Annotated in this window: 17 protein-coding genes; 13 read left to right on the forward strand and 4 right to left on the reverse strand. The window is 67.8% G+C overall.

The window, feature by feature from the left end:
- Window positions 1-174: 174 nt before the first annotated feature.
- The 6 genes from BW990_RS02965 (at window position 175) to BW990_RS02990 (ending at window position 7216) form a co-directional block, all read left to right on the forward strand.
- The gene (locus BW990_RS02965) at window positions 175-1284 is read left to right on the forward strand and encodes a BMP family ABC transporter substrate-binding protein (RefSeq protein WP_076444812.1); all 1110 of its coding nucleotides are present in this window, start codon (window positions 175-177) and stop codon (window positions 1282-1284) included.
- 19 nt (window positions 1285-1303) lie between these two features.
- Window positions 1304-2365 (forward strand): ABC transporter permease, encoded by a 1062-nt coding sequence (locus BW990_RS02970; protein WP_076444815.1) that lies wholly within the window; start codon window positions 1304-1306, stop codon window positions 2363-2365.
- Window positions 2365-3288, forward strand: a complete 924-nt coding sequence (locus BW990_RS02975; RefSeq protein ID WP_076444817.1) for an ABC transporter permease — start codon at window positions 2365-2367, stop codon at window positions 3286-3288. Before BW990_RS02970 ends, BW990_RS02975 begins: the two co-directional genes overlap by 1 nt.
- Entirely contained in the window at window positions 3285-4829 is a 1545-nt protein-coding gene (locus tag BW990_RS02980) for an ABC transporter ATP-binding protein (RefSeq protein ID WP_083950443.1), read from the forward strand. Before BW990_RS02975 ends, BW990_RS02980 begins: the two co-directional genes overlap by 4 nt.
- Window positions 4830-4838: 9 nt before the next feature.
- Window positions 4839-6353 carry an amidohydrolase family protein gene (locus BW990_RS02985; protein WP_076444819.1) on the forward strand — a complete coding sequence of 505 codons (1515 nt, stop codon included), beginning with the start codon at window positions 4839-4841 and terminating at the stop codon, window positions 6351-6353.
- Between the two features lie 152 nt (window positions 6354-6505).
- Window positions 6506-7216, forward strand: coding sequence for a GntR family transcriptional regulator (locus tag BW990_RS02990; protein WP_076444821.1), 711 nt, complete (start codon window positions 6506-6508; stop codon window positions 7214-7216).
- A gap of 16 nt (window positions 7217-7232) precedes the next feature.
- Here BW990_RS02990 and BW990_RS02995 read toward each other — a convergent pair whose 3' ends face one another.
- Window positions 7233-7655 (reverse strand): nuclear transport factor 2 family protein, encoded by a 423-nt coding sequence (locus tag BW990_RS02995; RefSeq protein ID WP_076444824.1) that lies wholly within the window; start codon window positions 7653-7655, stop codon window positions 7233-7235.
- Between the two features lie 224 nt (window positions 7656-7879).
- Here BW990_RS02995 and BW990_RS03000 point away from each other — a divergent pair, with 224 nt between their 5' ends.
- From BW990_RS03000 to BW990_RS03025, 6 genes are all read left to right on the forward strand, one after another.
- The gene (locus tag BW990_RS03000; RefSeq protein WP_076445149.1) at window positions 7880-9052 is read left to right on the forward strand and encodes an ABC transporter substrate-binding protein; all 1173 of its coding nucleotides are present in this window, start codon (window positions 7880-7882) and stop codon (window positions 9050-9052) included.
- A 125-nt stretch (window positions 9053-9177) separates the two neighbouring features.
- Window positions 9178-10053: a branched-chain amino acid ABC transporter permease gene (locus BW990_RS03005; RefSeq protein WP_076444826.1), complete on the forward strand. Its 876-nt coding sequence runs from the start codon at window positions 9178-9180 to the stop codon at window positions 10051-10053.
- A gap of 4 nt (window positions 10054-10057) precedes the next feature.
- Window positions 10058-12577: a branched-chain amino acid ABC transporter ATP-binding protein/permease gene (locus tag BW990_RS03010; RefSeq protein ID WP_076444828.1), complete on the forward strand. Its 2520-nt coding sequence runs from the start codon at window positions 10058-10060 to the stop codon at window positions 12575-12577.
- Window positions 12577-13830 carry an amidohydrolase family protein gene (locus tag BW990_RS03015; RefSeq protein ID WP_076444830.1) on the forward strand — a complete coding sequence of 418 codons (1254 nt, stop codon included), beginning with the start codon at window positions 12577-12579 and terminating at the stop codon, window positions 13828-13830. Before BW990_RS03010 ends, BW990_RS03015 begins: the two co-directional genes overlap by 1 nt.
- A 2-nt stretch (window positions 13831-13832) precedes the next feature.
- On the forward strand, window positions 13833-14213 hold the full coding sequence (gene hpxZ / locus BW990_RS03020) for an oxalurate catabolism protein HpxZ (protein ID WP_076444832.1): 381 nt from the start codon (window positions 13833-13835) through the stop codon (window positions 14211-14213).
- A 4-nt stretch (window positions 14214-14217) separates the two neighbouring features.
- On the forward strand, window positions 14218-15387 hold the full coding sequence (locus BW990_RS03025; protein ID WP_083950444.1) for an amidase: 1170 nt from the start codon (window positions 14218-14220) through the stop codon (window positions 15385-15387).
- Between the two features lie 24 nt (window positions 15388-15411).
- Here BW990_RS03025 and BW990_RS03030 read toward each other — a convergent pair whose 3' ends face one another.
- The 3 genes from BW990_RS03030 to BW990_RS03040 all read right to left on the reverse strand — a co-directional run bounded on the left by BW990_RS03030 (window position 15412) and on the right by BW990_RS03040 (window position 17325).
- Window positions 15412-16425 carry a hypothetical protein gene (locus BW990_RS03030; protein WP_076444836.1) on the reverse strand — a complete coding sequence of 338 codons (1014 nt, stop codon included), beginning with the start codon at window positions 16423-16425 and terminating at the stop codon, window positions 15412-15414.
- Window positions 16426-16443: 18 nt separating this feature from the next.
- Entirely contained in the window at window positions 16444-16914 is a 471-nt protein-coding gene (greA, locus tag BW990_RS03035) for a transcription elongation factor GreA (RefSeq protein ID WP_076444838.1), read from the reverse strand.
- A 93-nt stretch (window positions 16915-17007) separates the two neighbouring features.
- Complete coding sequence (locus tag BW990_RS03040) at window positions 17008-17325, reverse strand: EthD family reductase (protein WP_076444840.1); 318 nt, start codon at window positions 17323-17325, stop codon at window positions 17008-17010.
- Between the two features lie 202 nt (window positions 17326-17527).
- On the opposite strand from BW990_RS03040, the gene BW990_RS03045 reads away from it, so the two are divergent.
- On the forward strand, window positions 17528-19180 hold the full coding sequence (locus BW990_RS03045) for an electron transfer flavoprotein-ubiquinone oxidoreductase (RefSeq protein ID WP_076444842.1): 1653 nt from the start codon (window positions 17528-17530) through the stop codon (window positions 19178-19180).
- The last annotated feature ends 120 nt before the right edge of the window (window positions 19181-19300 follow it).

A 19300-nucleotide genomic window follows, 5' to 3' on the forward strand; every position in this document is an offset into this window, starting at 1 on the left:
AAATGTTGGTGGCGCTTGACGCAGCGTCATACCTCATCGCGGCGCCGTGACCGCGATGGGCCCCAAAGGCCGTCCGGCGCGTCTTGCACAATGCAGGACGCCACGTCGCACGGACGGATGAGAAGATGCGGCCCCTCGAACGGGCCGATCCCAGAGACAACACGGAGGACGATCATGGACCAGACACGCATGAACCGCAGAGGCTTTCTTCGTCACGGCGGCAATCTCGTGGCCGCGGGCACGCTCGCGGCGGCGCTGCCGAGCCTCGTTGCGGCGCAGGGGGCCGTCACGGTGGGCTTCATCTATGTGGGCCCGCGGCAGGATTACGGCTGGAACCAGTCCCACTGGGACGCGGCGCAGAAGATCGCGGCGATGGACGGCGTGAGCGTGGTCGAGCAGGAGAACGTGCCCGAAACCGCCGAGGTCGAGAAGGTCATCCAGTCGATGATCGAACTGGACGGGGCCAAGGTGATCTTCGGCACCTCCTTCGGCTACTGGGACAGCCTCAAGAAGATGGCGGTGGAATATCCTGACGTGCTCTTCACCCATATCGGCGCGATCTGGAAAGAGGGCGATCCGGAGAACGTGGTGGGCTATCGCGGCTATACCGAGGAGGCGCATTACCTCTGCGGCATGGCGGCGGCGCGGATGTCGAAGACCGGCAAGCTGGGCTTCATCGGCTCGAAGCCGCTCTATTTCATCTACAACAATGCCAACGGCTTTATCCTCGGCGCCAAGGCGGTCAATCCGGACATCACCTGCAACGTCGTCATCACCGGGGACTGGAACAATCCGGTGCGGGAGGCCGAGACCACGAACGCGCTGATCGACCAGGGCTGCGATGTCATCATCGCCAACGTGGATAGCCCCAAAGTGTCGGTCGAGACCTGCGAGCAGCGCGGCGTCTACAGCTGCGGCTACCATTCCGACCTCGGCGCGCTCGCGCCCAACGGTTTCCTGACCGGGGCGGAATGGAACTGGGCGGCGGGCGCGGAATTCATGCAGGCCTTCCTCGCGGGCGAACCCTATCCCAACCTCAAGCGCGGCGGCTTCGCCGAGGACATGATCGCCCTCAGCCCCTTCGGCGCTGCGGTCCCGCAGGACGTCCGGGACGAGGTCATGGCCGCCAAGCAGGGTTTCATCGACGGCAGCCTGATCCTCTACAAGGGGCCCTTGAAGGACAATCAGGGCAACGTCATCCTCGAAGAGGGCGAGAGCATCGCCAATTCCGACACGCCGTTCAAACTGGGTGTCGACTTCTTCGTCGAGGGAGCCATCGGCTGAGCGGGCCGAGACAGACCCCATGACCCCCGTCGCCATCGCTCAAAGCCGCGAAGCGGTCACGATCAACGTGGCCGCCTTCCTCCTCACGCTCGCCCTGTTCGGGGTTTACGTGACCTTCCTCGGGCATAATCCGTGGGATGTCTATTACGTGCTCTGGCTGGGCTCCTTCGCGCGCATGATCTCGATCGAGAGCACGCTGACCAATGCCGCGCCGCTGATGCTGACGGCGCTCTGCACGGCCATCCCGGCGCGCGCGGGCCTCTTGGTGATCGGCGGCGAAGGCGCGCTGGTGGTGGGGGCGCTGGCGGCGGTTCTCGTCGGCGTGACGCTCGGCGGGCTGCCGGCCTGGCTCGGCATCACGCTTGTGGGCCTCTCCGCGGCCATCGCCGGCGGGGCCTGGATCGGGGCGGCGGGGGCGTTGCGGCAACGGCGCGGGGTGAACGAGACGATCTCGACGCTGCTTCTCAACTACATCGCCATCGCGGTCATGTATCACCTGATCTCCGGGCCGATCCGCGATTACGAGCGGGTGCTGAAAACCTCGAGCTGGTCGATCCCCGACAGCCTGCGCGTGGGCGAGATGCCGTTCATCGACGTGCATTGGGGCCTCGGCGTCGGCGTCATCGCCTGCCTGGTCCTCTACGTGGTGATGCGGCGCACGTCGTTCGGCTTCGGTGTCGACATCCTCGGCGGCAACCAGCGCGCGGCGCAGGTGGCGGGGCTGCCCATCGACCGCATGGTGATCCTGTGCTGCTTTGCGGGCGGTGCCGCGGCAGGTCTTGCCGGCGGGTTCGAGATCATGGCCGTGCACGGTTTTGCCAGCGAATCCCTCGCCGTCGGTTTCGGCTATGCGGGCATCCTGGTGGCCTTCCTCGCGCGGCAGAACCCGGCCGCGATCATCCTCATGGCGATCCTTCTGGGCGGCATCACCGCAAGCGGCGGCCTGCTTCAGCGCCGCTTCGATCTGCCCGATGCCACGACGCAGGTGCTGCAGGGGATTCTGTTCATGATCGTCCTGGCCTCGAATGCCTGTTACGGGCGCATCGGCTTCCTGCAGCCCAAACAGAAGGCGGGCGCGTGATGGAAGGCGATGCAGGCTGGCTCAGCGTTCTGGTGGCGATCCTCGGCGGGGCGATCCGGGTCTCGACGCCCTATCTCTTCGTGAGCCTCGGCGAGACGCTGACCGAGAAGGGCGGGCGGGTGAATCTCGGCCTCGAAGGCGTGCTGGTGATGGGCGCGATGACCGGCTACGCCACCGCCGTCCTGACCGGCGAGCCATGGTTCGGCGTGCTGGTCGCAGGCTGCGCGGGGGCGATGCTGTCGCTGGTGCACGGGCTGATCTGCAGCCTGCCGCGGGTGAACGACATCGCCGTCGGCATCGCGCTTTTCATCTTCGGCACGGGCCTTGCGTTCTTTCTGGGCAAGGCCTTCATCAATCCCTCGGCCCCGCGTCTGCCCTCAATCTCGCTCGGGGGCTGGAGCGACGTGCCGCAGATCCGCTCCGCGCTCGAGATCAACGTGCTGTTTCTGGTGGGCCTCGCGCTTGCGCTCTTCATCGCCTGGGGGCTCAGGAATACCCGCTGGGGCCTCGTGCTGCGCACCGTGGGCGACAGTTCCGAGGCGGCCGAGGCGCTGGGCTACCGGGTCAACCGGGTGCGGATCGCGGGCACGGTCGCGGGCGGGTTTCTGTCGGGCATAGGCGGGTCCTACCTGTCGCTTTATTTCCCGGGCACCTGGAACGAGGGCCTGTCGAGCGGTCAGGGCCTGATGGCGGTGACGCTGGTTATCTTCGCGCGCTGGGACCCGATCCGCTGTTTCTATGCCTCTTTGCTTTTCGGTGGCGCGACCGCGCTTGGCCCGGCGCTGCAGACGGTGGGCATCACCGCAAATTACTACCTTTACGGGGCGGCGCCCTATTTCCTGACGCTCGGCCTTCTGATCTACAGCTCGTCCCGCCAGCACGCGCTGGCAGGCGCCCCGGGAGAGGTGTCGATCAGCCGATGAAACACGCCTCCAGCCTCGCCCGCATCTCGCCTCTGGCCCCGCCCGAGGTCGCGATCACCGATCTGACCAAGCGTTTCGGCGCGCTGACCGCGCTCGATGCGGTCTCGCTGACCGTGCGGCCCGGCACCGTGCATGCCCTTCTGGGCGAGAACGGCGCGGGCAAAAGCACGCTCGTCAAATGCCTGATGGGCACCTATCGCGCCGATGGCGGGCAGATCCGTGTGGATGGTGCCGAAATGCGCCTGAGCAATCCGCGCGAGGCGCAGAAGCTGGGGCTCGGCATGGTCTACCAGCATTTCACACTGGTCCCGAGCATGAGTGTCGCCGAGAACCTTGTTCTGGGCGAGGAAGACATGCCCGCCGTGATCGACTGGCCCAACCGGCGCAAGGCGCTGCGGGAGTTCATGGACTCGATGCCCTTCCGGCTCGATCTCGACCGCGTCGTCTCGGGTCTATCGGCGGGCGAGAAGCAGAAGCTCGAGATCCTCAAGCAGCTGCATCTCGGCAGCCGGTTCCTGATCCTCGACGAGCCCACCAGCGTGCTGACCCCGGACGAGGCCGACCAGATCCTCGGGCTCATGCGTGATCTGGCGCGGGAGGGCCGGATTTCGGTGGTGCTGATCTCGCACAAGTTGCGCGAGGTCGAGACCTATGCCGACGAGGTGACGGTGCTGCGCGGCGGCAAGCGCGTGGGGCAGGGGCAGGTGTCGGATCTCGGGCGTGCGGACATGGTGCGGATGATGGTCGGCGAGGCCCCGCCCGCCACCGAGCGCGCCGGGGCGGAGCACGTGACGGGCGCGGAGGTTCTGCGCATCGACGGGCTGTCGGTGGACAACGACCGGGGCGTAACCGCCGTGCGGGATCTCGGCCTTGCGGTGCGCGCGGGCGAGGTTCTTGGCATCGCGGGCGTGTCGGGCAACGGCCAGACCGAACTCGTCGAGGCGCTGGCGGGGCAGCGCGATGCGACCGGCGGGGCGATCACGGTCGACGGTAAGCCCTTCCACCGGACGCGCGCTGAGATGCGCGACCTGAAGATCCGGCTGCTGCCCGAGGATCCGCTGCGCAATGCCTGCGTGCGGGCCATGTCCGTGGCCGAGAACCTGTCGCTGCGCAGCTATGACGAGCCGCCGTTCTCGCGCTGGGGTTTCTGGCTCGACCGGGCGGCGATCCGCAGCCATGGCGAAGAGCTGATCGCGCGGTTTCACGTGAAGACCCAAGGGCCGGACGCCCTCATCGGCACGCTTTCGGGCGGCAACGTGCAGCGCACGGTTCTGGCGCGCGAGCTCTCCGAGGGGGTGCGCGTGCTGATCGTGCAGAATCCCTGTTTCGGGCTCGACCTGAAGGCCGTGGCCGAGATCCGCAGCCGCATTCTCGCCGCCCGCGACGACGGCGCGGCGGTGCTTCTGATCAGCGAGGATCTCGACGAGATCCTCGAATTGTCGGATCGGATCGCGGTGATGTCGCAGGGTCGGCTGGTGCACGAGACGCCGCGCGCGGCGGCCTCGCTGCAGGAGATCGGCCGCCACATGGCGGCGCATTAGGAGGCGGGAATGACCGGTGATTTCACCGTGCTGCGCGGCGGGCTCCTGCTCGATATCGGCAGGCAGGACAGCTACCCGGCGGATATCCTGATCGAGGGCGACACGATCCGCGAGATCGGCGCGCCGGGCATGGCCGCCCCCGAGGGGGCGACAGTCGAGGATGCCAGCGGGCGGCTGATCCTGCCCGGTCTCGTCAACGCCCACACGCATGGGCACGGCGCGCTGGCCAAGGGGCTCGGGGATCGCTGGTCGCTGGAGCTGCTGCTCAACGCGGCGCCCTGGACCGGTGGCGGCTTCACCCATGAGGACAAGCGGATCGCGGCGCGGCTGAACGCCGCCGAGATGGTGCTCAAGGGCTGCACCGCCGCCTATGACATGTTCTTCGAGTTCCCGACCGCCACGCCCGAAGGGATCGCGGCCATCGGCGCGGGCTACCGCGACGTGGGCATGCGCGCGGTGATCGCGCCGATGATGGCCGACATCCCGTTCTTCCGGTCGATCCCGGGGCTGATGGACCTGCTGCCCGCGCCGCATCGCGACCGCATCGCCGCGATGGAGGCCGCACCCTTCGACACGCATCTCGCCCAGTGCCGCCGCATCGTCGAGAGCTGGGCCTTCGATCTGGACGCGGTGCGCCCAGCGCTCGGGCCCACCATCCCGCTGATGTGCACCGACGATTTCCTGCGGGGCTGCCGCGACCTCGCCCGCGATCACGGGCTGGGCATCCAGATGCATCTCGCGGAATCGCCCGTTCAGGCGGTGTCCGCGGCCCGGCGTTACGAGACGACGCTGGCCGCGCGGCTCGATGCGCTGGGGCTGATCGATGCGCGCTTCACCGCGGCCCACGGCGTCTGGCTGACCGATGCGGACATGGCGATGATGGCCGAGAGGGGCGCCAGCGTCGCCCATAACCCGGGCAGTAACCTGCGGCTCGGATCGGGGATCGCGCGGGTGCGCGCCATGCGCGATGCGGGGCTCTGCGTCGGGATCGGCACGGACGGGTCGGGATCGTCGGACAACCAGAACATGTTCGAGGCGATGCGCATGGCCGCCTTCGTCTCGCGCGTCGTGACCAAGCCGCCGGAGACCTGGTTCGGCACCTGGGAGGTGCTGGAAATGGCGACTGCGGGCAGCGCGCAGGCGCTGGGCATGGGCGATGCCATCGGGCGGATCGCGCCGGGCTACAAGGCAGACATGGTCCTTCTGGATCTTGCCAGCGTCAATTACGTGCCGCTGAACAACCCCGCGAACCAGGTGGTGAACTGCGAGGATTCGAGCGCCGTCTCAGCGGTCATGATCGGCGGCCGCATGGTGCTGCGCGACCGGCGCTTCACCGGGTTCGACTTCGACAAGCTGCGGGCGGACGTGGCGGCGGCGGTCGCGCGCATCCAGGCGGCGAATGCCGGCACGCGCGCCGAATTCGAGGCCGTGGCGCGTTTCGTCTCGCATCACTGCGTTGGCCTTTGCCCCGACGCGCCCAACCCGCAGAACCCGCCGCTGCGCCATGCGCCCCACGCGCGGTGACGCCCGGGGGCCGGTCGCGGCGCATCGAAACGCGGCACAACCCGTCCCGGGCCACCCGCCGGACGGCGAATTCGCGTCAGGGCCGCGCTTTCTATTGAGTGCCGGTGGCCGGGATGTCATTTCTGTGGTCCACGAGGAATTGGAGGCAGCCCATGGCGTCCCGCGCCCAGCAGAAGAACCGCGCCGAGCTGATCTGCGCCGCCCTGCGATCGGCGATCCTCGAACGCGCGCTCCTGCCGGGGATGAAGCTGCCCGAGGATTCGCTGGGCGAGAGGTTCGGCGCGTCCCGCACGATCATCCGCCAGTCGCTGGAACGGCTGGCCGCCGAGGGTCTGGTGGAGCTGCGTCACAACCGCGGCGCGGCGGTCGCGCAACCCAGCCTCGAGGAGGCGCGGGACCTCTTCGAGCTGCGCGCTCAGGTCGAGGACCTGGTGATCGCGCGGCTGGCCGCGGGTCTGACGGCGGCGCAGGAGGCCGCGCTCAACGCGCATATCGCGCGCGAAGAAGAGGCGATGAGCGGCCCGTCGGCGATCTCGATCCGGCTGGCCACGGAGTTCCACATCCTGATGGCCGAGCTGACCGGCAGCCCGGTGCTCATCCGCTATGTCAACGAGATCGGCTATCGCTGCGGCTTCACCCTGTCGCAATTCTCGCGGCCGCATTCCACGCATTGCGGCATCCAGGAGCATCGCGACATCGTCGCGGCGCTGAAATCGGGCGACGGGGCCGCCGCGCAGGCTGTCGCGCGGCAGCATCTCGATCAGGTCGCCGCGAGGGCGCAGTTCAACGGGGCCGATTTCAACGGCTTTTCCCATCTCGACGCGCTGGAGCCCTATGCCAGCCCGGTGCGCGGCAAGGGCTGATCCACGCGGGCCTCAGTCAGGCGTCGATCCCGCGCATGGTCAGGATCCGCTCGGCGCTGTCGTTCCAGACATCCATCTTCACGATCTTGCCGTTCTCCACCACGAAGCGGTCGACATAGCGGTTGCCCTCGAAGGCCGTGCCGTCGGGCCATTCGCCGTAAAGATAGCCGGTGGAATAGACCACGACCCCCTCGGCGCCCCGGGCCACGTCGAACTGGCGCATGTCCTTCTTCACCCAGGCGTAGCGCTTGGCGTTGACGCCCGTGGGGCCGGACGGATGATGAAAGACCCGCCCGCCGGTGAAGGTGATCACCACGCCCTCGGCCATGAAGGTCGCGGCGCGGTCGGGGTCGGGTTTCATCGACGCCTCGAGGTAGTCGTAGACGATCCGGGCCTCTTCGGGCAGCGCGTCGTAGTCGAGCGTGAGCGTGTCTGACATCGGGTTCTCCATCGTTGAGCCGATTCGAGACGTGCCACAGATCGGGCGCCGCGTAATCTGCATGCGACAATTAAATACAAAAATTGCATGCAATCTGCCTCATCTCTGGGCAGTTCCGGGGCCGGGGCCGGAAAAACCGTCCATTTTTCGCAGCGGCGTTTGACAGATTCGGGCCGTCCCGCGCCTCTGGAGGCACCCCTCGCTTCTGTTCACGGAGACACATGATGCCCAACCGCTTCCCTCTTTCCCGCCGTCTGCTGCTGGCCGGCGCGGCTGCGTTGTCGCTTGGCGCGGTGCTGCCCGCCCATGCCCAGGAAGACCCGATCAAGATCGGTCTCGTCGCCGCGCTCAGCGGTCAATCGGCCAAGTCGGGCGAGGCGATCACCCGCGGCATCACGCTCGCGCTCAACAAGATCAACGGCGAGGGCGGCGTGCTCGGCCGCCCGCTGGAGCTGGTCAGCCGCGACGATGAAAGCAATCCCGGCAAGGGCCTCATCGCCGCGCGCGAACTGGTCCAGCGCGAAGGCGTCGCGGCCATGATCGGCGGGCTCGACACGCCCGTGTCGCTGGCCATCGTGCCCTTCGTCAACGATGCGCAGATGCCCTTCATCGGGCCCTGGGCCGCGGGCACGCCGATCACCCAGAACGGCGCCGAGGAGAACTACGTCTTCCGCGTCTCGGCGGTGGACGAATATGTCGACGAGGCGATCACCGAATATCTCGTGACCAAGTACGGCAGCCAGAAGCCGGGCATGATCCTCATCAACAACCCCTGGGGCGAGTCGAACGAGAAGGGCCTGATGAAGGCGCTCGAGAAGCGCGGCATGGAGCATGCGGGCATCGAGAAGTTCGAATCGAACGACGTGGACGTGGTCCCGCAGCTGACGCGGCTGCGCGAAAACGGCGCTGACGGGCTGTTCCTCGTGGCCAACGTGGCGCCCTCGGCGCAGGTGGTGAAATCGCTCGACCGGATGGGCTGGGACGTGCCCATCGCCTCGCATTGGGGGCCCGCCGGTGGCCGCTTCACCGAGCTGGCCGGCCCCTCGGGCGAGAAGGTGCACTTCATCCAGACCTTCCTCTTCACCGATCCCGAGGAGCCCTTCTTCAAGGATCTGCAGGCGGAGTTTCCCGAAATCGAGAACCTTGCGGACGTGACGCCCGCCACCGGCATCGCCAATGCCTATGACGCGACGCTCCTTCTGGCCGCGGCGATTGAGAAGGCGGGCTCCACCGACGGTCCCGCGATCCGTCAGGCCATGTACGAGATCTCGGGCGTCGAGGGGGTCATCAAGACCTACGACATGCCGTTCACGCCCGACGATCAGGATGCGCTCGGCCCCGAGGATTACATCTTCGCCAACTTCGTCGATGGCGAAATCGTCCCGCTCGCCGACTGAAAATCTGCGCGGCGGCTTGTCCCTTGCGCCGCCGCGCGCCCGGTCCCGGCCGCAAGGCCGGGGCTTCGGCTTTTCCCGTCCTGCCCGTCCCGTGCGTCCAGACCCAGCCTGATCGGAGCCCACCCATGACCCTATTCCTGACCGCCCTCGTGACCGGCATCGGCCTTGGCGCCATGTACGGGCTGATCGCGCTCGGTTTCCAGATCACCTATTCGGTCTGTTCCCGGGTGAATTTCGCGCAGGGCTCCATGGTCATGCTGGGCGCGGTCATGGGCTTCGTTCTGACCGAACGGGCGGGCCTGCCGGTGATCGTGGCCTATCCGCTGGCGCTGCTGTTCTGCGCCTTCATGGGCGTCGTCGTGGAGTTCTGCCTCGTGCGGCCCTTCGCCAAGCGCGGGTCGGAGGCGTGGCTCATGGCCACCGTCGCGGGCGGCATCCTTCTCGACAACACCGTGCTCTTCACCTTCGGCAACGAGCCGCGCAGCCTGCCCTCGCCCCTCGTGGAGACGAGCTGGCAGATCCTCGGCACCGGGGTCTATCCGCAGCAGCTTCTCATTCCGCTCGTGGCCATCGGTTTCGCCGTGGCGCTGCAGCTTCTGTTCCGGCGCACGCGGCAGGGCCGGGCGCTTCTGGCGGTGGTGCAGAACCCCGAAGCCGCCCGGCTCATGGGCATCAACACCCAGCTGATGATCTCGGGCTCCTTCGCGCTGTCGGCCCTTCTGGCGGGGGCGGCGGGGCTTCTGATCGCGCCGCTCTTCTCGGTGCATTCGGACATGGGCACGCTCTTCGGCATCAAGGCCTTCGCGGTGGCGATCCTCGGGGGCATGACATCCGCCTCGGGCGTGATGCTCGCCGGGTTCATCTACGGGCTGGTGGAGGCGTTCGTGACGACCTTCCTCGGCTCCTCGCACACCTACATCCTGACCTTCGGGCTGCTCATCGCCGTGCTCGCCGTCAAGCCCAACGGGCTGTTCGGCAAGGCCGCGCTGCGGAAGGTGTGATCCGATGACCAGGCTTTTCACCAATCGCGGTCTCGACCTGACCATCCTCGCGCTCACCGCCGCGGCGATCCTGTCGCTGGGCCTCATCGGCGGCTACACGCAATTCGTCATCGGCCTCGTGGCGATCTGGACGATCCTCTGCGTCGGGCTCAACGTGCTGTATGGCCTCACGGGCCTCGTGTCGCTGGGGCAGGTGGGCTTTTTCGCCATCGGCGCCTATGGCCACGCGATCCTGATGCAGGCGGGTTTCAGCTTCTGGCTGGCGCTGCCGCTGGCCACGGCGATCACGGCGGGCGTGGGCGCCTTGCTCGCCGTTCCGGCGGTGCGCATGGCCGGGCCGTTCCTCGCGATGGTGACCATCGCCTTTGCCTTCATCGTGGAGCATCTGGCCATCGAATGGCGCAGCCTCACGGGCGGGCAGAACGGCCTGATGGGCTTCGACATGCCGGGCCTGTTCGGGCTGAGCTTCGGCGAGCGGGAGCTGGTGGTCCTGACCATTCTCATCGCCGGCGCGGCGCTTCTGGCCTATCGCCATATGGCGGCAAGCGGCTGGGGCATGGCGATGGCGGCGCTGCGCGACCAGGAGGTCGCCGCCGGATCGCTGGGCTTCGATCCCTTCGTCACCAAGCTCACCGCCTTTGCCATCGCGGCCGGCGCGGCAGGGCTTGCGGGCGGGCTTTTCGCCACGCTGATGCAGTTCATCGCGCCGTCGAACTTCCTCTTGTCGCAATCCATCCTGTTCCTCTTCGCGGTGATCCTCGGCGGGGCGGGCACGGTCCTCGGGCCGCTCGTCGGCGCGGCCATCGTGGTCTTCCTGCCCGAAATGCTGTCGGGCCTCGCCGAATACCGGCTTTTGTTCTTCGGCGCGCTGCTGGTGGCCGTGCTGCTGGTCGCGCCGCGCGGCATGGTCGGCACCATCGCGGCCTTCCTGCCGCGCCACCGGGACTCGACGCCGCCCGCTTCGCGCGATGCGGTCATGGCATTCATCCGCCCCGAAACGCGCGGCGGCCTCAAGGTCGAGGGCCTCGGCATCACCTTCGGCGGGCTGAAGGCGGTGGACGACGCCACCTTCGACGCAAAACCCGGCGACGTGACCGCGATCATCGGGCCCAACGGCGCGGGCAAGACGACGCTGCTGAACATGGTGTCGGGCTTCTACGTGCCGGGAAGGGGCCGGATCGAGACGGCGGGGCAGGATATCGCGGGCTGGTCGATGCACCGCGCCGCCCGGCTGGGCGTCGCCCGCACCTACCAGGCGACGCGGCTTTTCGGCGCGCTTTCGGCCGAGGACAACGTGATGGCGGGCCTGCCGCGGGGCCGGGGCGGCGCGCCGTTCCGCGCGCTCGCCTCGAGCGAACGGCGGGCGCTGGCGCGCGGGCTTCTGACGCTGGTGGGCTATGCGGGCGATCCCGCGACGCCAGCCGCCGATCTGCCGCATGTGGATCGCCGGCTGGTGGAGATCGCCCGCGCGCTGGCCATGCGCCCGCATGTGCTGCTGCTCGACGAGCCCGCCGCAGGTCTCATGGCCGGCGACAAGCGCATTCTCGCGCAGCTGCTGCGCAAGCTTGCCGATTGCGGCATCGCGGTGGTGCTGGTCGAGCATGACATGGAGATGGTCATGGGCATCTCGGACCGGATCTTTGCGATGGATGCGGGCCAGCCGATTGCCTTCGACACGCCCGAGAAGGTGCGCAAGGACCCCAAGGTCATCGCGGCCTATCTCGGCGAAGGCACGCTTGATGCGCCGGCGCGCACGCTGGACTACGTGCCCGGCGCGATGGACCGCCTGATCACCCGCAAGCTCTGCGCGGGATACGGTGCGGCGGATGTGTTGCAGGATGTGGAGCTTCGTGTGGGGCAGGGCGAGCTCGTGGCGCTTCTGGGCGCCAATGGCGCGGGCAAGTCGACCTTCCTGAAGACGCTGTCGGGTCTCATGGCGCCAAGCTCCGGCGAGATCATCCTCGAGGATACGTATATCCAGGGCAAGCCCGCCCACCAGATCGTCGCGCGGGGCCTCGTCCTCGTGCCCGAGGGGCGGCAGGTCTTTCCGGACCTGACCGTGGCGCAGAATATCGAGCTCGGCGCCTACAAGCGCCGCGAACAGCCGGGCCCGGAGGAGCTGGAGGCGATCCTGACCCGCTTCCCCCGCCTGCGCGAACGCATGGACAGCCCGGCGGGCCTCTTGTCGGGCGGCGAGCAGCAGATGATGGCCATTGCACGCGGGCTCATGGCGAAGCCCCGGCTTCTGCTGCTCGACGAGCCGTCGCTGGGCCTCGCGCCCGCCATGGTCGAGGAGCTTTACGCCATCCTCGCAGAGCTGCGCGACGACGGCATCACCATCCTGCTCGTGGATCAGATGGCGACGCTGGCACTGGCGGTCGCGGACCGGGCCTATGTGCTCGAACAGGGCCGCGTGGTCGCGCAGGGCAGCGCGGCGGAGCTGCAGGGTGACGAGGCGCTGATCGCGGCCTATCTGGGTGGGAGCGCGGATGCCGAAGCGCCCGAATTGCGGGAGGTTGTGTGATGTCGCTTGATCTGGTGATCCGGAACGCCCGGCTGCAGGATGGCGCCGCGGAGCAGGATATCGGCATCCGCGGCGGCAGGATCGCGACCATCGCGCCCGGCATCGCGACCGAGGCGCGTGCGCTCGATGCCGGCGGCGGGCTGGTCATCGCGGGCTTTGCCGACAGCCATCTGCATCTCGACAAGGCCTGCCTGCTGGACCGAGCGGCCAATCCCTCGGGCACGCTCAAGGGCGCGATCGAGGCGGTGAGCGCGGCCAAGCGCGACTTCACCACCGAGGATGTCTATGCCCGCGGCGCGCGCGTTCTCGACAAGGCCATCGGGCAGGGCACCACGCTGATCCGCACCCATGTGGAGATCGACCCCGCCGTGGGCCTCGCGGGTTTCGACGCGGTGCGCCGGCTCAAGGCAGATTACGCCTGGGGCGTGGACCTGCAAATCTGCGTCTTTCCGCAGGAAGGCCTCCTGAACTATCCCGGCACCGAGGAGCTGCTGCGCCAGGCGCTCGATCAGGGCGCAGACCTCTTGGGCGGCTGCCCCTATACGGACAGCGATCCCGAGGGCCAGATCGAGCGGCTCTTCGCGATGGCGCGCGAATATGACGTGGATCTCGACTTCCACCTCGATTTCGATCTCGACACGAGCTGGCGGCACCTCGACTGGGTGGCGCGCGACGCCATCGCGCATGGCATGCAGGGCCGGGTCGCCATCGGCCATGTCACCAAGCTGTCAATGCTCGCGCCCGATACGCTGTCGGACACCATCGCGCTGATGAAGGATGCGGGCATCGCCCTGACCGTGCTGCCCGCGACGGATCTGTTCATGACCGGGCGCGATCACGACCATGCCGTGCCGCGCGGCGTCGCCCCGGCGCACAAGTTCCACGCGGCGGGCCTGTGCTGCACGGTCGCCACCAACAACGTGCTGAACCCGTTCACGCCCTATGGCGATTGCTCGTTGCCGCGCATGGCGAACCTCTTTGCCAACGTGTCCCAGCTTGGCAGCCCCGAGGCGCTGGAGGGCTGCTTTGCCATGGTCACCGAAAGCCCGTTCCGCCTTCTGGGTCGCGATCCGGTGATCCGCGAAGGCGCGCCCGCCGATCTGGTGGCGCTGCCGGTGCAGAGCAGAGCCGATGCGGTGGCCGAGATCGGTCGCCCGATCTGGGGGGTGAAGGGCGGCGCGCTCAGCTTCGAGGCGCCGCAGCCCCGGCTGCACCGGCCCGGCCAGGCGCGGCCCACGGCGCTGGCGGGCTGAGCATGACCGAGATCAACCTGCCCGACGTTCTGGCCGAGGTGACCGAGGCGTTCCGGCGCTACGAGGCGGCGCTGACCGGCAACGACGTGGAGACGCTCGATGCGCTGTTCTGGTCCTCCGACCAGGTGATCCGCTACGGGGCGACCGAGAACCTGTACGGGCATGACGAGATCCTCGCCTTCCGCAAGGCGCGCCCCTCCAAGGGGCTCGACCGGACGCTGACCCGCACGGTCATCACCACCTTCGGGCGCGATTACGCCACCGCCAATACCGAGTTCACCCGCGCGGGCATCGACCGCATCGGGCGGCAAAGCCACACATGGGCGCGCCTGCCCGAGGGCTGGCGGATCGTCGCCGCGCATGTCTCCTGGATGGAGGGCTGAGCCGATGGCCGACGACGTGAACGCCTTTATCGACCGCTTCACGCTGGACGGGGTCGGCGATGGCCCGCTTTCGGGGCGAACCTTCGGCGCCAAGGACCTTTTCGACATCGCGGGCCGCGTGACGGGCTACGGCAATCCGGCCTGGGCGGCCTCCCGCGAACCGGCTTACACCACCGCTTCGGCGGTGCGCCGCCTGCTCGATGCGGGCGCGACCTGCCTCGGCAAGACCCATACGGATGAGCTGGCCTATTCGCTGATGGGCGTGAACGCGCATCACGGCACGCCGCTGAACAGCGCCGATCCGCGCCGGGTGCCCGGGGGCTCGTCTTCGGGATCGGCGGCGGCGGTGGCCGCGGGCCTCGTCGATATCGGGCTCGGCAGCGATACCGGTGGATCGGTGCGGATGCCCGCGTCGTTCTGCGGGCTCTGGGGGATCCGCACGACCTTCGGGGCGGTGCCGCTCGACGGGGCGATGCCCTTCACCGCGTCCTTCGACACCGTCGGATGGCTGACCCGTTCCGGTCCGCTGCTGGCCGAGGTGCTGCGCGTTCACGGCTTTGCATCGGGCGCCCCGCGGCGGCTGGTGCTGCCGGTCGATCTCTGGGCCGAGGCCGAGGCGGATTGCGTCGCGGCGCTCGGGCCCGCGATGGCGGCGCTGCAGGCGCATCTCGGTCCGGCAATGCCCGTGATCCTGGCGCCCGAAGGCCTCGCCCATTGGCGCGAGACGTTCCGGGTCTGCCAGGCAGGCGAGATCTGGCAGGCGCTGGGCGATTGGGTCTCGACCCACGATCCGCAATTCGGCCCCGGCACGCGCGAGCGCTTCGAGATGGCCGCGTCGATCACGCCGGAGGCCTTCGAGGCAGCCCAGGGCGAAAAGTCGCGCATCGCCGGATGGTTGGAGAGCATCATCGACCCCGAGACCGTCGTCGTCCTGCCGACAGCACCCGCGCCGGCGCCCCTGCGCGAGGCCGATCCCGCGGCGCTCGACGGTTTTCGGCTCCGGGCGCAGGCGCTCTTGTGCGCGGCGGGTCTGGGCGGTCTGCCGCAGCTCTCGATCCCGGCGGGGGCGGTCGAGGGCGGCCCGGTCGGGATCAGCCTCATGGGCGCGGGGGGGGCCGATCTCGCGCTGGTCGAACTGGCTTGCGATGCGGGCCTCGGGGCACTTTCCGCGTAGCGCTGCGGCGCGGGTGGCGCGGGCTCAGTCGAAGGTGCCCGCGACGCGGCCCAGCAGCATGAAGGCGCGGGCGGTGCGGGTCGTGGCCAGTTCCGAAAGCTCGGAATCGGTGGCTTCGGGCTCGAACCGGGCGAGGCCCTTGTCGAAGAGCCGCAGGAAGTGATGCGCGGCATCGCGGAAGATCGCGTCTTCCTTGATCCGGGCATTGGTCAACGCCAGCGACGAGCGGTCGCGCACGCCGCCCAGTGCCGCAATGGTGCGGCCGCGTTCTCCCCGGGCAAAGCGGCGCCACAGTTCGGGGCGGGCCATGTCGGGGCGCAGGTCGTCCATGTAGATGCCGTCCTGGCTGAGCAGCGTGAGCACGTCCTGGCTGGCCTGGACAAGCTGCGCCGCGGGGCGATGCTTCAGCGCGCGCCGCAGGGCGGCAAAGCCCGCCTCGTCCTCCGCCGTGTCGGGGAAATTGAGCGCGCGGATGAAATCGGCATTGGCAAGCGGCGGCACCAGCGCCTCGGACGGCGTCCCGAGGGCCAGCGTCGGCTGATCGCCGCCGGGATGTTGCGCCGCGGGCGCCGGGGCGGGGCTGCGCAGCGACGTGGCCTCGTCCCGTGCCCGGGTCGAGACGAACATCGCCAAGGCCGTCTCGGCCTTCTTCTGGGTCGCCGCGATCTCGTCGAGCTTGCGGGTGATGGTCGCGCCGGTTTCCTTCGAGGCGTCGCGCGATTGCGCCACATAGGCCCGCCGCAGCGCGTCCACCGCCACTTCGAGGCGCTTGGCCTCGGTGCGCATGACCCGCGTGGCGCGCATCGCCATGGCGGCCACCCAGATCATCGCCACCGGCAGGAAGATCACCATGATCGTCAACAGGAAACGCAGGCCGCCTTCGCCCTCGATCCCGGCAAACAGGAAGAACCCGCCCGACAGGAGCAGCCACAGCAGGCTGAGCGCCGCCGCGCTGATCTCGATGGCGGTCACGGACGGTTTGTCCCGCTCGGGATAGACCCCGAGCGGCGTTCCGCTCATGTCTCTTGAATCGGCCATGGCATGGCCCTTTCGGGATCAGACGAAGTCGATCGACAATATCTCGTAGCTCTTTTCGCCGCCGGGCGTGCGGACCTCGACGCTGTCGCCGACCTCCTTGCCGATGAGGGCACGGGCGATGGGCGATTTCACGTTCAGCAGACCCTTTTCGATGCTGGCTTCATGCTCGCCGACGATCTGCCAGGTCTTTTCCTCCTCGGTGTCCTCGTCCACGAGTTTCACCGTGGCGCCGAATTTCACCGCGCCCGACAGGGTCTTGGGGTCGATCACCTCGGCGAGGCCGAGCACGCCTTCCAGCTCCTTGATGCGGCCCTCGATGAAGCCCTGCTTCTCGCGCGCGGAATGATACTCGGCGTTTTCCTTCAGGTCGCCCAGTTCGCGCGCCTCGGCGATCGCCTGGATCACCGCGGGCCGCTCGATGGATTTGAGCTTCTTCAACTCGGCCTGAAGCGCGTCATTGCCCGCGCGGGTCATCAAAATCTTTTCCATGGGTCATGGTCCAACATCATAACACGGGCCGCGCAAGGCGGCCCGTCTGGTCAGCGCGAAAGGTGGCCCGAGACGCCGCCCGATGCAAGGGGGTCAGTCCTGAAATGCCGCCTCTCCGACCAGCATCTGAACGTCGCAATCGGTGAAATTGGCCAGATCCTCGATTGCGGGCCCCGCGGCACCGATCATCGCCTGCAGCGCGTCTTGATCGGCACAGGTGAAGGTGGCGATGGCGAAATAGTCCGGCGCGGCGCCCGGTGCGCCGCCGGCCAGACCGCGGGTCACATGGGCCGCCTGGTAATGCGGCGACATGTGTTCTTTCACGATATCCATATGGGTCGACAAGTAATAGTCGTAGTCGAAGCTCTTCCCCTCCGCGACGGGGTAGATCACCTGCAAGGTTGACGGCATGGGCTGTGTCCTTCTGTCCCTCTATCCCCGGAGCCTAGCACGTAATCGGCCCGCACCGCCCGAATTCCGTGCGTCCCCGCGCCGAAACCGGCGGCCCGGGCATGTTTGGACGCCGTGTCACAATTGACCCCCGGGTGCGGCGGCCTTTATGTCACTCAGGATTTTGAACACCGCAGGGGGCCCCGGCCCCGGAGGGAGAGAGATGAGCGATATCGAGCGCGAAGCAATGGAATACGACGTCGTGATCGTGGGGGCGGGCCCGGCCGGCCTGTCCGCCGCGATCCGGCTCAAGCAACTCGATGCCGATTGCCAGGTCGTCGTGCTCGAGAAGGGCTCCGAGGTGGGCGCGCATATCCTGTCGGGTGCCGTGCTCGATCCCTCGGGCCTCGATGCGCTGATCCCGGACTGGAAGGAAAAAGGCGCGCCGCTCAACACCCCCGTGACCGAGGACAATTTCTACGTCCTGGGCGAGGCGGGCAGCATCCGCGTGCCGAACTGGCCGATGCCGCCCCTGATGAACAACCACGGCAATTACATCGTCTCGATGGGCAATGTCTGCCGCTGGATGGCCGAACAGGCCGAGGCGCTGGGCGTCGAGATCTTCCCCGGCATGGCCTGCTCCGAGATCGTCTATGGCGAGAACGGCGAAGTGAAGGGCGTGGTCGCGGGCGAGTTCGGCAAGAACCCCGACGGCAGCAAGGGCGACGGCTACGAGCCGGGCATGGAGCTGCACGGCAAGTATGTCTTCCTGTCCGAAGGCGTGCGCGGGTCGCTGTCGAAAGAGGTGATCGAGAAGTATAACCTGAGCCAGGGTCACGAGCCGCAGAAATTCGGCCTCGGCATGAAGGAACTCTGGGAAATCGACCCCGAGAAGCACCGCGAGGGCACGGTCACCCATACGATGGGCTGGCCGCTCGGCTCGAATGCGGGCGGCGGGTCGTTCATCTACCACCTCGAGAACAACCAGGTCTATGTGGGCTTCGTGGTGCACCTGAACTACGAGAACCCGCACCTCTACCCCTACATGGAGTTCCAGCGCTTCAAGCATCACCCGATGGTCGCGGAGCTTCTGGAGGGCGGCAAGCGCGTGGCTTACGGCGCGCGGGCGATCTCGGAAGGCGGCTACCAGTCGATGCCCAAGATGGTGGCGCCCGGCGTGGCGCTTCTGGGCTGCTCGGTGGGCATGGTCAACGTGCCGCGCATCAAGGGCAATCACAACGCGATGCTGTCGGGCAAGGCGGCGGCTGAAGCCGCCCACGCGGCGATCGCGGCAGGGCGCGCGTCGGACGAGCTGGGCGATTACGAAAAAGAGGTCCGCGAGGGCGCCATCGGCGAGGACCTGAAGAAGGTGCGCAACGTCAAGCCGCTCTGGTCGAAATACGGCCTCGCCACCAGCCTCGTGGCAGGCGGTCTCGACATGTGGACCAACACGCTGGGCTTTTCGCTCTTCGGCACGCTGAAGCACGGCAAGACCGATGCGGAGGCCACCGGCAAGGCCAAGGATCACAAGAAGATCGACTATCCCAAGCCCGACGGCAAGCTCAGCTTCGACCGGCTCACAAACGTGTCCTTCGCGGCCACCAATCACGAGGAAAGCCAGCCGGCGCACCTGAAGCTCAAGGACCCGGCGAAACCCCTGGAGATCGACTACAAGATCTATGGCGGACCCAGCGCGCGGTACTGCCCGGCAGGCGTCTACGAGTTTGTCGAGCCCGAGGGCGGCGGCGAGCCGCGCTTCGTGATCAACTTCCAGAACTGCGTGCATTGCAAGACCTGCGACATCAAGGATCCCGCGCAGAACATCGTCTGGACCACGCCGCAGGGCGGGGACGGGCCGAATTATCCCAATATGTAATCGGCCTGTAAGCTGGCTGACTGCAACGTGACGCGCGGGGCGGACCTTCGGGCCCGCCCTGCATTGCGTTCGGCCCTGCGCTCACGTTACGCTGGCCCGCAATTGAACGCGTCGGGCAGA

This window comes from Roseivivax lentus (genome assembly GCF_900156805.1).
Lineage (GTDB): Bacteria > Pseudomonadota > Alphaproteobacteria > Rhodobacterales > Rhodobacteraceae > Roseivivax > Roseivivax lentus.